This window comes from Ensifer sp. Root31 (genome assembly GCF_001424825.1).
In the GTDB taxonomy this organism is placed as follows: domain Bacteria; phylum Pseudomonadota; class Alphaproteobacteria; order Rhizobiales; family Rhizobiaceae; genus Ensifer; species Ensifer canadensis.
The window spans coordinates 35,922-49,697 of the sequence record NZ_LMCO01000035.1; the positions used below are offsets into that span (position 1 = coordinate 35,922).

General features: G+C 57.4%; 16 protein-coding genes and 2 pseudogenes. 11 read left to right on the forward strand and 7 right to left on the reverse strand.

Annotated elements, in window-relative coordinates; translation table 11 throughout:
- Window positions 1-175 precede the first annotated feature (175 nt).
- A complete protein-coding gene (locus ASD00_RS26710; protein ID WP_162249756.1) occupies window positions 176-1,255 on the forward strand; it encodes an AraC family transcriptional regulator in 1,080 nt (359 codons plus the stop codon).
- A gap of 472 nt (window positions 1,256-1,727) precedes the next feature.
- On the opposite strand, the pseudogene ASD00_RS42560 reads toward ASD00_RS26710, so the two are convergent.
- The 3 genes and pseudogenes from ASD00_RS42560 to ASD00_RS26720 all read right to left on the reverse strand — a co-directional run.
- Window positions 1,728-1,882 (reverse strand): annotated as a pseudogene (locus tag ASD00_RS42560) (Fic family protein); the annotation flags it as partial.
- 141 nt (window positions 1,883-2,023) lie between these two features.
- Window positions 2,024-2,668, reverse strand: coding sequence for a TetR family transcriptional regulator (locus ASD00_RS26715; RefSeq protein WP_057210159.1), 645 nt, complete (start codon window positions 2,666-2,668; stop codon window positions 2,024-2,026).
- A gap of 22 nt (window positions 2,669-2,690) precedes the next feature.
- Window positions 2,691-3,362, reverse strand: a complete 672-nt coding sequence (locus tag ASD00_RS26720) for a GntR family transcriptional regulator (RefSeq protein WP_057210161.1) — start codon at window positions 3,360-3,362, stop codon at window positions 2,691-2,693.
- A gap of 224 nt (window positions 3,363-3,586) precedes the next feature.
- On the opposite strand from ASD00_RS26720, the gene dctP reads away from it, so the two are divergent.
- From dctP to ASD00_RS26740, 4 genes are all read left to right on the forward strand, one after another.
- A complete protein-coding gene (gene dctP, locus ASD00_RS26725) occupies window positions 3,587-4,573 on the forward strand; it encodes a TRAP transporter substrate-binding protein DctP (protein WP_057210162.1) in 987 nt (328 codons plus the stop codon).
- A 69-nt stretch (window positions 4,574-4,642) separates the two neighbouring features.
- Entirely contained in the window at window positions 4,643-5,161 is a 519-nt protein-coding gene (locus ASD00_RS26730) for a TRAP transporter small permease subunit (RefSeq protein ID WP_057210164.1), read from the forward strand.
- Window positions 5,158-6,459 (forward strand): TRAP transporter large permease, encoded by a 1,302-nt coding sequence (locus ASD00_RS26735; RefSeq protein WP_057210166.1) that lies wholly within the window; start codon window positions 5,158-5,160, stop codon window positions 6,457-6,459. The genes ASD00_RS26730 and ASD00_RS26735 overlap by 4 nt, the downstream gene beginning before the upstream one ends.
- A 14-nt stretch (window positions 6,460-6,473) precedes the next feature.
- Window positions 6,474-6,926 (forward strand): type II 3-dehydroquinate dehydratase, encoded by a 453-nt coding sequence (locus ASD00_RS26740; RefSeq protein ID WP_057210168.1) that lies wholly within the window; start codon window positions 6,474-6,476, stop codon window positions 6,924-6,926.
- A gap of 252 nt (window positions 6,927-7,178) precedes the next feature.
- Here ASD00_RS26740 and ASD00_RS26745 read toward each other — a convergent pair whose 3' ends face one another.
- Entirely contained in the window at window positions 7,179-7,922 is a 744-nt protein-coding gene (locus ASD00_RS26745; RefSeq protein ID WP_057210170.1) for an NYN domain-containing protein, read from the reverse strand.
- 281 nt (window positions 7,923-8,203) lie between these two features.
- On the opposite strand from ASD00_RS26745, the gene ASD00_RS26750 reads away from it, so the two are divergent.
- From ASD00_RS26750 to ASD00_RS41980, 4 genes and pseudogenes are all read left to right on the forward strand, one after another.
- The gene (locus ASD00_RS26750) at window positions 8,204-8,431 is read left to right on the forward strand and encodes a BrnA antitoxin family protein (RefSeq protein ID WP_057210172.1); all 228 of its coding nucleotides are present in this window, start codon (window positions 8,204-8,206) and stop codon (window positions 8,429-8,431) included.
- Window positions 8,432-8,761: 330 nt separating this feature from the next.
- Complete coding sequence (locus tag ASD00_RS26755) at window positions 8,762-9,154, forward strand: co-chaperone GroES (RefSeq protein WP_063963350.1); 393 nt, start codon at window positions 8,762-8,764, stop codon at window positions 9,152-9,154.
- Window positions 9,123-10,757, forward strand: coding sequence for a chaperonin GroEL (gene groL, locus ASD00_RS26760; protein ID WP_057210173.1), 1,635 nt, complete (start codon window positions 9,123-9,125; stop codon window positions 10,755-10,757). Before ASD00_RS26755 ends, groL begins: the two co-directional genes overlap by 32 nt.
- Before the next feature lie 134 nt (window positions 10,758-10,891).
- Window positions 10,892-11,107: pseudogene (locus tag ASD00_RS41980) on the forward strand (IS5/IS1182 family transposase); the annotation flags it as partial.
- A gap of 407 nt (window positions 11,108-11,514) precedes the next feature.
- Here ASD00_RS41980 and ASD00_RS26775 read toward each other — a convergent pair.
- The 3 genes from ASD00_RS26775 to ASD00_RS26780 all read right to left on the reverse strand — a co-directional run bounded on the left by ASD00_RS26775 (window position 11,515) and on the right by ASD00_RS26780 (window position 12,642).
- Window positions 11,515-11,802, reverse strand: a complete 288-nt coding sequence (locus ASD00_RS26775; RefSeq protein WP_057210177.1) for a hypothetical protein — start codon at window positions 11,800-11,802, stop codon at window positions 11,515-11,517.
- A 187-nt stretch (window positions 11,803-11,989) separates the two neighbouring features.
- On the reverse strand, window positions 11,990-12,112 hold the full coding sequence (locus ASD00_RS42370) for a hypothetical protein (protein WP_255569953.1): 123 nt from the start codon (window positions 12,110-12,112) through the stop codon (window positions 11,990-11,992).
- Between the two features lie 221 nt (window positions 12,113-12,333).
- Window positions 12,334-12,642: a hypothetical protein gene (locus ASD00_RS26780; protein ID WP_063963351.1), complete on the reverse strand. Its 309-nt coding sequence runs from the start codon at window positions 12,640-12,642 to the stop codon at window positions 12,334-12,336.
- Between the two features lie 477 nt (window positions 12,643-13,119).
- On the opposite strand from ASD00_RS26780, the gene ASD00_RS40390 reads away from it, so the two are divergent.
- Window positions 13,120-13,290: a hypothetical protein gene (locus tag ASD00_RS40390; RefSeq protein WP_156408472.1), complete on the forward strand. Its 171-nt coding sequence runs from the start codon at window positions 13,120-13,122 to the stop codon at window positions 13,288-13,290.
- A 96-nt stretch (window positions 13,291-13,386) separates the two neighbouring features.
- Window positions 13,387-13,551 carry a hypothetical protein gene (locus ASD00_RS39280; protein WP_225968560.1) on the forward strand — a complete coding sequence of 55 codons (165 nt, stop codon included), beginning with the start codon at window positions 13,387-13,389 and terminating at the stop codon, window positions 13,549-13,551.
- Window positions 13,552-13,776 lie beyond the last annotated feature (225 nt).

Consider the following 13,776-nt stretch of genomic DNA (forward strand, 5'->3'; position numbering starts at 1 on the left):
TCAAGTTAAGTTATTGCTTTAGGGCAATTGTTCCACGACGGGCAACGGCGGGTCCTTTGCGCAACGCGCTGATATCTTTGCGTGACGGCAAATGTCCTGTTCGGACTGCCATCTTCAATGGCGCTGCAAGGTTGCTGGTGAATGCCGTGTGCACTACAAGCCGCGAGGGTTGGAAATGACAACTTCAGTATGCCGGTACGGCAATGGCCTGAAACCTGATGCCGAGGGCGAGGTGCAGGCAGATGAGAGCCGCACGGGGCGGCACCTCCGTGTCCGAGATCTCTTGCGCCAGGACGGGATCGTCCTCGAAAGCCCCGACGGACTTTCTCCCGACGATACATTGATGAGGGGAGAATTCCTGCACCGAGAACTCCGCCGTGGGCTCGTGCTGCATGTCAGCGATGCGATCGAGGAGCGGCCCTTCACCGCCACGTCGCGTCTTGGCGAGGAACTTTCCTGCATCTTCTTTCTGGACGGCAATGTCGATCTCTCAATCGGCGACCGCCACTTTCATTTTGATGCGCATGGCGGCGTCGTACAGGGCGTTGCGATCATGAACGCCTCCCCTGAGAGTTTCAGTCGTGCCTCTCTGGGAGGACAGCACCTGCGCCATCTCGTCGTGTCCGCGACGCCGGAATGGCTGCATCTCGACGCGCTCGATGAAGTCGCCGACACCAAGGGCGGCGAAAGGCTTCTCCGCGAACACCTCTTCGAACATCGCTGGACCGTCACTCCTCGCCTGATAGAGATCGTTCGCCAGATCTTCGCGCCCCCACCGCTTTTGCCCGCAATGCGCGACCTCTATCTCGAAAGCCGCGCCGTGGAACTTGTGGCAGAAACGATGGCAGCGGCATTGCAGGCGAGCCGGCGTGAACCGACCGGCATGATTCTGACGCGGCAGGATGCCATTTGCCTCGATCGCGCCAAGAATTACGTCGCAGCGCGATGGGCCGACCCGCTCAATGTTGAAGTGATCTCGCGTGCCGCCGGTATCAGCGCGAGCGGCCTGCAGCGTCTTTTCCGAATCGCGGAGAACCAGAGCGTGTTCGAATATGTGCGCAAACTGAGACTGGCACAGGCCTTCGCGGCCTTGAGCAACGGCGAAGCCACTGTCCTGGAGGCCAGTCTTGTTGCGGGCTATTCTTCCGCGGCCAACTTCGCGACGGCCTTCCGCCGGCAGTTCGGCATCACGCCAAGTCACCTGATGCGACGGTCCGAAAGCCGCCATTGGCCGAAGTCTTCGCAAGCAGTGTAGTTTACATCATCATCGAAAAAGAACCTCTCGGGCCGGCTTGCCGTGCTTGCGCGCATCTGCCAGCCCCGCAACCGGAGAGTTTGGCTACCTAGTTATGGGAAGGCGGCCGCTCGTTCCGTTCTGGCGATCGGCTATCCCCTCGTCATGGTGATGGCGGCGATACCCGCACTGGTGATGGTTTCCGGCCGATACGATGGTCGTCATGATGAAGCCTTGACTGCCGAACCTTGCGCTGGTCGTTCTCGCTGGAACTGGCCGAACACGTGGTCGGCGATCTCACTCTGAACAGCAAACAAGTCTTTGACGGGCCGATCCCAGCGCTCCGACCAGACGCGGATCCCTGAAGTTGCATTGACAAGCCGCGCGTATACGCGAATGCGCGGGCCTTGGCGTTGGATTGAACCTAAAGAACATAGCCAACTTTCAGGTCCCGCCCGATTTGTCGAATGTCAGCCTTGCCTTGTTAGGGCTCATCGGCCGCTCTAAGACGAGTGAGCAAGCCAGTAATCGCGATGGGCGGAACCGGAGGGAGGAGAGGCGGCACAAACGCCTGTCTAGTTCGCCACCTAGGGCGGTTTCCACGAAGCGACCTAGTCGCCCGTTGGTGTTGGGGTCTTTGTTGACCATGGCTTCCCAAGTCGATTGTTGTGCTGAAGTTAAACAGCACTACGTCTTAATAAGCGAAACGGCATTTTTGTTAATTAACGCATTCGCTTAATTAGCGATAGAGCAATAGAAGCTGGTTCGAATCCGTTCGAGAGCGATAATTTATATTGCTAGACGCAGGTAAGTGATTACAGCGTCCGCGATCATTTTCTTATGCCGTTCGTACGTGGCAGTTTCCGAAAGATTGCGCTGGAAAATCGTACTGAAGGTATGGGCGTTGGAGACCCGGAAGAAGCAGAAGGCGCTGATCAGCAAATGCAGATCGATTGCGTCGATCTCACGCTGAAAACTTCCATCCGCTTTGCCGCGCTCCAGAATGTCCGTCAGCGTTCGAATGATCGAGACGTTGAGGTCGGCAATCTCGGTGGAGCGACGCATGTGCGCGGCCAGGAGAATGTTCTCGCCGCTCACCAGTCTGACGAAGTCCGGATGGTTTTCGTCGTAGTCGAAGGTGTTTGAGATCAGCGTCCGCAGCGCCGCGACTGGCTGCATTTCGGTAAGCTGGAGATCGGCCTCGCGTGAGCGGATCTTGCGGTAGGCCTTCTCAAGGACAGCGAGATAGAGGTCTTCCTTGCTGATGAAATAGTAGTAGATCATGCGCTTGGATGTGCGCGTTCGCTCCGCGATCGCGTCGACCCGGGCGCCTGCTAACCCATGAGCGGCGAATTCCTCCGTCGCGACGGCCAGAATGTTCTCTCGCGTTCTTTCGGGGTCATTTTTGCGCGATACCTGTTCTCGCTTTTCCAATCTCCCGTCTCCGTTGAAGCATTCAGTCAAACCGACCGGTGCGTAGCACGTGATCGATGCCGTGCTCCACGTGTTGGCGCAGCATAGACCTTGCGCCTTCCACGTCGCGGGCCATGGCAAGGTCGAAGAGTTTGCGATGATCGTCCGCAACCGGTTTCCCCCGGAAGCTGCGCGCAAGCAAGTGGTAGCGTAGAAATCGATCGAACGTCGTTGCCAGCGTTTCCATCAGCACCGTAGAGCCGCAAGCCGACGCGAGCGCCTGATGGAACTCCCAGTCGTAGCGCACCCAATCCGGCGTTCGGTCGACGTCGCCGGTTAGCAAACGCTGCTCCACCGCGGCAAGCTTGTGTCTGGCTGCCACAACGCGCGCTTCCCATTCAAGGTCACCCGCGGCGAGAGACAGAGCAAGAGCATGACTCTCGAGCAGAAGGCGCATGTCACCGAGATCCCGCAGCTCCTTCGCGGAAACCGGTGCGACATGGAAGCCGCGCTGCCCTTCGGCAATCACAAGGTTTTCGGTGGCAAGCCGCGATAAGGTTTCTCTGAGGGTGGAGATGCTTACTGAGTATCGATCACGTAGGTCGTCGAGTTTCAGCTTCTGACGCGGAGATAATGTGCCCGCGATGATATCGCTCCGGATTTGGCGAAACGCCATCTCGCTCGCAGTTTCCGATGGTATATTTTGGACGATCATGTTTCCTCCCTTACTCGAATTATATCCTATGAAATGAAAAATCTATGATAAAAATTATTTGACATGAGATATTGAACATCAGAAACTCCGGCTATAGCTGGCCGCTTGTCCGCGCCTTTTTTAACTAACTGGTCCGTGCATGAACGAGGTGCTCTTCCGAGGAGGAAGAGTGAAAGTGGGAAAGAGACCGGCCACTCGACGGTCGGCTAACGGGAGGAAAATCAATGGTTTTTGAAATCGACCGACGCCGCTTTCTTGGCGTTTCCGCGGCGGCGACCGCGGCTTTTGCTTTCCCAGCATTTGCACAGGACAAACCCGTGCTGAAGTTTTCGGCGGTGTTCTCCGAGCAGGACATCCGCGCCGAGATGATGAAATCCTTCAAGGATGCCATCAAGGACAGCTTCACGCTGGAGCCGTTCTATGGCGGAACGCTCTTCAAGCAGGGCACCGAACTGGTGGCTCTCCAGCGCGGCAACCTGCAGATGGGCAATATCGCCCCGCAGGATATCTCAAACCAGATTCCCGAATGGTCTGTGCTGACCTCAGCCTATCTGTTCCGCGATGCCGCCCATCTCAAGGCGTTCTTCGACAGCGATACCGGCGCGGAATTCAAGAAAATGGCGGAAGATCAGCTCGGCGTGCATATTTTGGGTCCGACCTATTTCGGTGCACGTCAGGTGGGGCTTAAACCGGAAAAGAAGATTGCAACACCTGCCGACATGGCCGGTATCAAGCTTCGGATGCCGGGTGGCGACGCCTGGCAGTTCCTGGGGGCTGCGCTCGGCGCAAATCCGACGCCTATGGCCTATGCCGAAGTCTATACCGGTCTGCAGACCGGCGCGATCGACGGACAGGACAATCCGCTTCCGAACGTCAAGAACATGAAGTTCTATGAAGTGATGTCGCAGATCGTGCTGACCTCGCATCTGATCGGTTACGATCTGCTGACTGTTTCCAGCAAGGTGTGGGCCGACATGTCGCCGGAACAGCAGACAGCGTTCCAGGCGGCGGCGGATAGGGCGATGGCCTGGAGCCAGGAACAGCACCTGGCGCAGGAAAAGGCTCTGGTCGACGAGTTCAAGGCAGCCGGCCTCAAAATCTATGAACCGGACATTGCCGCATTCCGGAAGCATGCACAGGAGAAGTATCTCTCCTCCGATCTCGCAAAATCGTGGCCTGAAGGCATCCTCGAGAAAATAGCAGCCCTGTAGTCGTATCAGCGACAAAAAGATGTCGGCCGGGTTCGACCCGGCCGATTGGGTGAGGTGAGGAGGAATTTCGTGTCCGAGAGACTGCTTGCCTTTGGCCGGTGGCTGCGCCGGCGGGCTGAAAACATTTTGGCCCTCATGCTGTTGGGCATGTTCGTCGTGTTTCTGTTGCAGATCCTGTTCCGCTATGTCCTCAATCTCTCCATTGGCTGGACGCACGAAGTCAGCGTTGCTCTGTGGATCTGGATAGTGCTCTTCGGGTCCGCTTTCGTGATCGGCGAGAGTGAAGAAATCCGGTTCGATTTCTTCTGGGCTAGCGCGTCCGCCCGTGCCCGCCGCATCATGACGCTGATTTTTGCCGTGGCTCTTGTCGTCGCCTTCGGCGTCTCGCTGCCGGCCGTCATAGACTACGTCATGTTTATGAAGGTCGAGAAGACAGCCTATCTCAAGATCCGCTTCGACTATCTCTACTCGATCTACGTCGTCTTTGCGGTAGCAATGATCGTGCGCTACATCTGGCTTGCATGGCAGGCAGCCTTCGGCAAGGCGCCGGACGCTTTCGATCCCACGAAAGCGAGCTCCGGCGTATGAATTTCACCAGTCCTTTTTCGCTTACCATTGTCCTCATCACGGCTCTTGCCTTTTTGGGCTTGCCGATAGGGCTGTCGATGATCGTTGGTTCGATCCTGTACCTGTTTCTTGTCGGAGCCGACATGGGAACGGTGGCCGAGCAATTTCTGAACGGCATGTATTCCAACTATATCATTCTTGCAGTGCCGCTGTTTGTGCTCGCTGCCGAATTCATGAACATCGGCTCGATGACGGAGCGGCTTCTCAACTTCTGTAATGTTCTCGTTGGTCGGTTCCGCGGCGGCCTTGCGCAGGTGAACGTGGTGCAGAGCATCGTATTTGCGGGCATGTCCGGCTCTGCGATCGCGGATGCGGCGGGCAGCGGGCGCATGATGCAGAATATGATGACCCGAGACGGGCGTTACACGCCAAGCTATGCCGCCGCGTTGACGGCTGTGACCTCCGTCATCGGCCCGATCATTCCTCCTTCCATTCCAATGGTAATCTACGCGCTCGTTTCGGACGCATCGATCGGCTATCTCTTTATCGGCGGCATGATCCCTGGACTGTTGATGGCACTTCTGCAGATGGTGCAGGTTGCAATCACCGCGCGGCGCAAGAACTTTCCGGTGGAGGACCCCGTACCGCTTCGCGATATCCCGAAGATCACCTGGCAGGCGCTTCCGGCGCTCATGATGCCGGTCGTTCTGCTTGGCTGCATCTATTCGGGCATCACGACACCGACTGAGGCTGCAGCTCTTGCGGCGGCCTACGCGCTGGCCATTTCCGTCGTGATCTATCGCAGTATTTCGTTGGTGGCCTTCTACGACGCATTAAAGACCAGCTCGAAGACGACAGCATCAATCGGCATGCTGATCGCCGGCTCGCTGGTCTTCAACTACGTTGTCACGATTGAGAACATCCCGGAGACACTGCGTGTGCTTTTGACGGGTTGGGATCTGTCACCAATTGGCTTTCTGATCCTCGTCAACGTCCTTCTGCTCCTGCTAGGCTGCGTGCTGGAGGGGACAGCAATCCTACTGATTATCGTTCCCGTATTCATCCCGACCGCGCAAGCGCTTGGTATCGATATGGTGCATTTCGGGGTCATGGTGGTCGTCAACGTCATGTTGGGGCTGGTTACACCACCCTACGGGCTGTTGCTTTTTATCATGACCAACATTTCCGGTGCGCCGGTGCGCGACATCATTCGCGACGCGTTGCCGTTTCTTGGCTGGATGGTGCTCTGCCTGGCGCTCATCACCTTCTTTCCCGACCTCGTACTCTGGTTGCCGCGCCTCACGGGCTACCAGGGGTAACAGGTAAAGCGATCATGACAGACCCCAAACCCCTCTTCATTCTCAACGGACCAAACCTCAACCGGCTTGGAAAACGCGAGCCGGAGATTTACGGCTACACGACACTCGGCGAAATCGAAACGTGGTGCAAGCAGGCGGCTGGAAAGCGGCCGGTGGAATTTCGCCAGACGAACAGCGAGGAACGGCTTATCGAATGGGTGCACGAAGCGATCGATGAGGACGCTGCAGGCATCATCATCAATCCAGCCGCGTTCACGTTCACATCGCTTGCTTTGCTGGATGCGTTAAAGATGTTTCCAGGCCCGATCATCGAATTTCACATCAGCAATGTTCACAGGCGTGAACCGATCTATCACCGCTCCTACGTCTCGATGCGTGCTACTGCGGTAATAGCGGGTCTGGGGGCTACAGGCTATCCCACAGCGGTTCATGCCATTGAAGCGCTCATTGAGCAAAACAAGGTCTGATGGTGCTCGCAATGTCTTGCGCCACTCCCGACACACAGAGCTGTGCTATCGATCCGCGTCGAAAGATCATTGCAGCCTATGTCGACGATGAGAGTCCAGAGATTGTAAGCGCGGCTAAACACGATTATCGACGACAGCTACACTATGCTCCAGCTTGCGAGCAGGCTTCGGCAAGAGGCGATCTTAGCAAGGGGCTCGCATTTGGCGGTCACGCACAGGGCGACACCTTCCGGGAGTTCGAATGGCGGGGACTCAGGCCTTTTTTTTAGATGCTTGTTGTTTAACGCGGATCCGTAGCGGCTTGCCTTCCATTTGCTCGATATCGAAGGCGTTTGTCTTGCGCACGAGATCGCTGAGCTTGCGAAAGCCGTAGGTTCGCGGATCGAAGTCCGATGCCAGGTTCGCCAATTGCGTGCCGATGGACCCAAGCGGGACCCATCCGTCTTCGCTTTCCATCTGGGAGATGACCTTCTTGATGATGGGGGTCGCGGCCTTCGGCTGCTGAAGCGGAGTGGGCGTCTGAGCCGATTCCGCACCATTTGACGCGACGATCGGTAGGAGGTTTTCCGTGTAAATGAATCTGCGGCATGCCTGACGGAAGCTTTCCGGCGTCTTTTGCTCGCCGAAGCCGAAAACATCGGTGCCTTGCTCGCGGATCCGCGACGCCAGACGTGTGAAATCACTATCGGACGAGACCAGACAGAAGCCATCGAAGCGACCGCTGTGCAACAGATCCATTGCGTCGATCACGAGGGTGATATCAGACGCGTTCTTTCCGGTGGTATACGCAAACTGCTGCTGCGGTATGATTGCGTGACGCGACAGCACTTCGATCCATGCTTTCGATCGTCCACTGGCGAAATCTCCGTAGATGCGCCTGACGCTGGCCTCTCCGATCTTGGCGATTTCCTCAAACAGGCCATCGGCAATTTTAGCCGAAGCATTGTCGGCATCGATCAGGACGGCGAGACGAGGAGACCGTGCTTCACCAGACATTGAACTCTCCTTTCACTTCCGCGACGGCTCGAATGTGTTCCCAGCTGTTCCAGCTTTGAGAGGTCAGTTCCGGCTGGAGGCGGTATGAGCCCTAAGCCTGCTCTAATGAGAGGCCTGCTTCGCTCACCTGAAAAGCAACCGATCACTCAATCCCCCATAAAGCCCTTGCCACAAGGCGTCCATGTATGAAGCATACAAACGCTACTTTGGGAATCCTTGCACTTCCTAACACGTGCCAGCTCGGGGCGAGAAATGGCATCAGAAAGGCATGAGGCTGGCAGATGGTTAAAGCTAATTCCACACGAGCTACCAGCGACTTGGTGCAGCAGGTTCTGGAACGTCCGCGAGCGCTCAAGAAGAAAGTGTTGCCCTCCGACGGTTCCACGACGAAACTCACCCTCAACGTCGATACCGACGTGGTCGACTGGTTCAAGTTATCCGGTGCCCATTGGCGCTCAAGGATGCAAGAGGCTCTTCGAAACGCCACCGAACTCGACAAGGATGTTTGATCCCGACGGATCCGTCTCGAATTTCCTCGGCAACAACCGGGTATCCTTCTCTTTGGCGTGCGAAACCGCGAGTTTGACGGCGGAGCCAATCCCACGCTGCTGCCCACAGTCAACGTGGCTGCCGCCTCGCATTGGGGCAAAGGAGAAAAACCGACGGCCGCGTCTGGCCTCTCCGTTGGCGCGTTGAGGTCGCTCTCGATCGGTGAGGAGCCCTATTGGTAGGAGACGATGTCGGCGGAATATGTATTTTGGCACTCCTATCTATCGAGTGCCAAAGGTGCTATGTAAGGATTGCAGCCGCCCTATGTGCAGGCCGCAGAAAGAATCCCTATGAAAATCCGTCCACTGCATGACCGCGCCGTCATCCGGCGCGCGCAAGGCTATCTCAAATCCAAGGGCGGGATCATCACTCGCGACATTGCCAAGGAAAAGCCGCAGGAAGGCGAAGTGATCGCCGGCTGTCGAGGCACCCGTAATGAATGCGGCAAGCTGATTCCGCTCGACGCCACGTTCGGTGATAGGATCTTGCTCGGCAAGCGGTCCGGTACCGATTTCAGGATCGACGGTGAGGCACCCCTGATCAAGAACGAGCCCGACATCATGGACGTTGTCGAAAAGACCGTCGCGGCCAAGAAAGCTGCCTGGCCGTCGATTTCCGACCGCAATCTCAAGACCGAACTGGACGAACACAATGTCTGCCAAGGAAATCAAATTCTCCACTGATGCGCGCGATCGCATGCTGCGCGGTGTCGAGTTGCTCAACAACGCCGTCAAGGTGACGCTGGGCCCCAAGGGCCGCAATGTTGTCATCGACAGGGCCTATGGCGCGCCGCGCATCACCAAGGACGGGGTCGCAGTTGCCAGGGAAATCGAGCTGGCCGACAAGTTCGAGAACATGGGCGCGCAGATGGTGCGCGAGGTGGCCTCTAAGACCAACGACCTCGCCGGTGACGGCACCACGACGGCGACTGTGCTCGCTGCCTCCATCCTGCGCGAAGGCGTCAAACTCGTCGCCGCCGGCATGAATCCCATGGATCTCAAGCGTGGCATTGACCTTGGTGTCGCTGCTGTCGTCAAGGAAATCCAGGCGCGCGCCAAGAAGGTAGAGTCTTCGGGCGAGATTGCGCAAGTCGGAACCATTGCCGCCAATGGCGACGCGACGGTCGGCGAGATGATCGCCAAGGCGATGGACAAGGTCGGTAATGAAGGCGTAATCACCGTCGAGGAAGCCAAGACGGCCGAGACCGAGCTCGACGTTGTCGAGGGCATGCAATTCGACCGCGGCTATCTCTCGCCCTATTTCGTCACCAATGCCGAGAAGATGCGCGTGGAGCTGGAGGACCCCTACATCCTCATCCACGAAAAGAAGCTTGGCAATTTACAAGCTATGCTGCCAATACTCGAGGCGGCCGTGCAGAGCGGCAAACCGCTGCTGATCCTCTCCGAGGATGTCGAGGGCGAGGTTCTGGCGACGCTGGTTGTAAACAAGTTGCGCGGTGGCCTGAAGGTCGCGGCCGTCAAGGCCCCGGGCTTCGGCGATCGCCGCAGGGCCATACTGGAAGACATTGCCGTCCTCACGGCCGGTCAGATGATCTCCGAGGATCTCGGCATCAAGCTCGAGAACGTCACGCTCGACATGCTCGGCCACGCCAAGCGCGTGCTGATCGAGAAGGACACCACCACGATTATCGACGGCTCCGGCGATAAAGCGACAATCCAGGCGCGCATCCAGCAGATCAAGGCACAGATCGAGGAGACGACCTCCGACTATGACAAGGAAAAACTCCAGGAACGCCTGGCGAAACTCACCGGCGGCGTCGCGGTAATCCGCGTCGGCGGCGCGACCGAAATCGAGGTCAAGGAAAAGAAGGACCGTATCGACGATGCGCTGAACGCCACGCGCGCAGCGGCTGAGGAAGGCATCGTTCCTGGCGGTGGTGTTGCCCTGTTGCGCGCGAGGTCGGTCCTGGTGGGACTGACCGGAGCGAATGCGGACGCCACGGCGGGCATCTCGATCGTGCTCAGGGCGCTGGAAGCTCCGATCCGGCAGATCGCCGAGAACGCCGGTGTCGAAGGCTCGATCGTCGTGGGAAAACTCACCGACAGCAGGGATCACAACCAGGGCTTTGACGCGCAGACGGAGACCTATGTCGATATGATCAAAGCCGGCATCATCGACCCTGCGAAGGTTGTGCGGACCGCTTTGCAGGACGCCGGCTCAATCGCGGCACTTTTGATCACTGCCGAAGCGATGATCGCCGACATTCCCTCAATACAATCTGCCCGGCCGGCCGGCAACGGCGGCATGGGCGGGATGGGATACTGAGAACAGTCTGAACGGCGTTGGTGCGCGGTTCGTTTGTTGGTGTGGGTTGGCTTCCGATGTAGCAATTGTAGTGCAGCCATGCCTTTTAAACACAACTCCTGCCGCCGCCATCATCTTGAGAAGATGAAGTTGAGGGTGACGAACCCGGCCAACGGCACCAGCATATCGCCGTAATCAGCAGATACTGCCGGATGAATTGGCAGGCCTCCAACGGTTACGGCAAACGCTCGCTGTCGAGACCGCCATCGGACGATACAATCGATCGTCGGGCGGCGTTTGCGGCCCGGTCGCTTCCCGTTCAGCAGACCGAAGTCGCCATCGGCTGCGCAGTCTTCAACCGAAAGCTTGCCGGGCGCACGCCCGAAATCCGTCCGCAAGGCAGCCACAGCATAGTATGCCATTTCAAAGATGCCCATCCGCTCAAGTCCGGATCTCTGCACCAAACCTGGGCAGCGGGCTTCGCGTCGCGCTCAGTATGTATTGAGAACGTCGAGGGCTTGGTCTGCATTCTCACGATTGAGGCCAGTCATTCTCCACGCATCGACCTGCGCAGGCTTGCCGCTAAAGACGTGGTAGATCGTCCAGGATCCGTCCACTTCAACACGTCGGCCGAATTGATAGCGGCCGTGAATTTGGTGTGGCGCGTGGCCCTCGTTCTTCCAGCGTATAATCGTGCGTGCATGCTCTCGGTGGGGCATCGTCGTTCTCCCGTTCTTCGTATCGCCGTGATACCGCTCGGTTACACCCAGCGGTACCTTCAAGCGTGTGGCTGCGAGTGAGGAATGTTCCCGGCACCATCCAATGTGATGATGCGTTCAAGTTCGTCGGGTTCGATCGCGATCAAGCGCATGCGATACTGATTTTCTATCGTTGCCGGCACTTTGATAAAGGTCGCAACGCGTCGGGAGGCAAGCCAGGAGAAGCCTTCGATGAGGACCTCGTCTTCGTCCACGTCGTAGTCGCCGGCCGCGAACGTTTCCTCGGTGTCGGGCAACTGGAAGGGCCGATTGAAGTGGATGGATCGATGGTTGGTTCGATTGAACATGATGTCTCCTTCCGACGCCGGCGTATGCGCGGCGGCGCGGTCCTGCCTGTCGAGCGCTATGCTTTTGACGAAGACGGGATCATTGATTGCTCTGTTGGACCTTGCAGATCCCGAACGAGCCTTGTCTGATATCTAGCATTCAGCCGGGCGCACGAGTGAGGAGGGCGTTTGGCTCCGTGCCGCGCCATCACAAGATCCGGCCGAAGAGGATCGTGGTGATGACCACAAAGACCGCGACCGAAAGAGCAATCCAGGCAAACAGACCGCGATAGTCGAAGAGATAGATCTGAGCCGGTATGTGGTAGTTCATGATCGCCTCCCGTGGCTGATCTGTTTGGCCGGTTTGGCATGGTCGTTATAGGATATGTGCCGTTCTGAAGGCTCGCTCGGCCAATGCCATCCCATCCTTGCCGGCACTGACAATCACTTCGAGATTGACTTCATCCGNGTCGAAGAGATAGATCTGAGCCGGTATGTGGTATTCATGATCGCCTCCCGTGGCTGATCTGTTTGGCCGGTTTGGCATGGTCGTTATAGGATATGTGCCGTTCTGAAGGCTCGCTCGGCCAATGCCATCCCATCCTTGCCGGCACTGACAATCACTTCGAGATTGCCTTCATCCGTCACACGCTCATGGGTTTCGCGGCTGCTGCGGATGCGATACTGGAGCGCATTGTCGCGGATCGGCAGCGTCGCAATGATGCGATACGTTTCTCCAGATGTTGACTCTCTCGTCAGCGCGCCCTTGGAGCGGACAAGTTGGCCAACATGGAAGCGGTGGATCGGTGACGTGTCGCGCGGGCCGCGGATGATACGTTTCGTGAAAGATAGAGCGTTCATAGTGGCCTCGGTCCTCCTCAAGCGTTGGTAAGAGTAATTCGGCTGCAACAGCCGTTTCGCGGTTTTCGCGCCGGCTGTCGCCGGATCAATGATGCGCGTTGCACTGGCTCGGACGAACAGACGGCTCGAGATCTGTTTCGAGACGCGTTGGCCGCAAGCACTGACGCCGAGCCTGCCTGTCTGTCGAGAATTTAGGGGATTGGGGCGGTTCGAAGGGGATTGGGGCGGTTCGAAGTTCTACCGCGAAAGCCACATCGGCCAAATCAACTTACCTATAGCATAGCGCGTCGATTGAGTTTCAATTGAGGCGGTTGTGCCTGTCGGCCTGAACTCTCCTATTCGTCCAGCTTCATCGATGTTTCTCTGGAGGTTGCGGCTCCTGTCCCACCGAGCGATCGCCAGGTGCCATCGTGCGGGGATAAAGCTCCCGTATCCGCGCGAATGTGGTAAGCTCTTTGTTTGGAATTGGGGACTGCCATGTCCGAGCCGAACAAGCTCTACGAAAGCGACATCATCACCCTCCATAAGGCGCCGCTGATCGGCACGCTCTGCCTGGAATGCGACGAGGGCCCGATCGAAGTGGCCCTGAACCGAACGGCTGCCGAGACGTTGCAAAAGGCGCTTCTGCGGTTTCTTGCCCGCGATTGATAATCTGACCATGCGGGCTCCCGACCGTCGCTGGTCGCCTTCGATGAAGGAGAGCAACGGTATGATCTGAAGATCGAAGCCAACAATGTGTGGACGGTGATCGATGTCTTCACCGGACAGCCGGTTGTTTTAGACGGTTATCTAATCTCGCATTTGCCGCGCGATGAAGCGGACGATCTTCTTGATATTCTCAATCTGAAAGACGCCATGCGCAGGGGCCTCATCCAAATTTGGCGCCGACCACCGGAAGATAAAGACTAGGGTCAGGACCTGTTGACCCGTTCCGCGTCTTAGTTGCTGGTCGGGCATTTATCCTGTGGCAGCTATGACCGTTCCCGCGCTCAGTGGTGTTCCAGCCATCGCGGTAGTTTCGATCGATTAAGTGAACCTGCTCTCGATATTCGTGGTAGTATGCGTTCGGATCAGTTCCCCTCCCAATCATAACCCGTCTACGTCCATGCTGGGGATGGCTCTTGCACCGCGAGC

Excerpts from the sequence above, each read along its gene's own strand:
- ASD00_RS26735 (WP_057210166.1), top strand. The coding sequence starts at position 5,158 with ATGAATTTCACCAGTCCTTTTTCGCTTACCATTGTCCTCATCACGGCT.
- ASD00_RS26775 (WP_057210177.1), bottom strand. The coding sequence starts at position 11,802 with ATGTTCAATCGAACCAACCATCGATCCATCCACTTCAATCGGCCCTTC.
- ASD00_RS26745 (WP_057210170.1), bottom strand. The coding sequence starts at position 7,922 with ATGTCTGGTGAAGCACGGTCTCCTCGTCTCGCCGTCCTGATCGATGCC.
- groL (WP_057210173.1), top strand. The coding sequence starts at position 9,123 with ATGTCTGCCAAGGAAATCAAATTCTCCACTGATGCGCGCGATCGCATG.
- ASD00_RS40390 (WP_156408472.1), top strand. The coding sequence starts at position 13,120 with ATGTCCGAGCCGAACAAGCTCTACGAAAGCGACATCATCACCCTCCAT.
- ASD00_RS26740 (WP_057210168.1), top strand. The coding sequence starts at position 6,474 with ATGACAGACCCCAAACCCCTCTTCATTCTCAACGGACCAAACCTCAAC.
- ASD00_RS26780 (WP_063963351.1), bottom strand. The coding sequence starts at position 12,642 with ATGAACGCTCTATCTTTCACGAAACGTATCATCCGCGGCCCGCGCGAC.
- ASD00_RS42370 (WP_255569953.1), bottom strand. The coding sequence starts at position 12,112 with ATGAACTACCACATACCGGCTCAGATCTATCTCTTCGACTATCGCGGT.
- ASD00_RS26755 (WP_063963350.1), top strand. The coding sequence starts at position 8,762 with ATGAAAATCCGTCCACTGCATGACCGCGCCGTCATCCGGCGCGCGCAA.
- dctP (WP_057210162.1), top strand. The coding sequence starts at position 3,587 with ATGGTTTTTGAAATCGACCGACGCCGCTTTCTTGGCGTTTCCGCGGCG.
- ASD00_RS26720 (WP_057210161.1), bottom strand. The coding sequence starts at position 3,362 with ATGATCGTCCAAAATATACCATCGGAAACTGCGAGCGAGATGGCGTTT.
- ASD00_RS26710 (WP_162249756.1), top strand. The coding sequence starts at position 176 with ATGACAACTTCAGTATGCCGGTACGGCAATGGCCTGAAACCTGATGCC.
- ASD00_RS26750 (WP_057210172.1), top strand. The coding sequence starts at position 8,204 with ATGGTTAAAGCTAATTCCACACGAGCTACCAGCGACTTGGTGCAGCAG.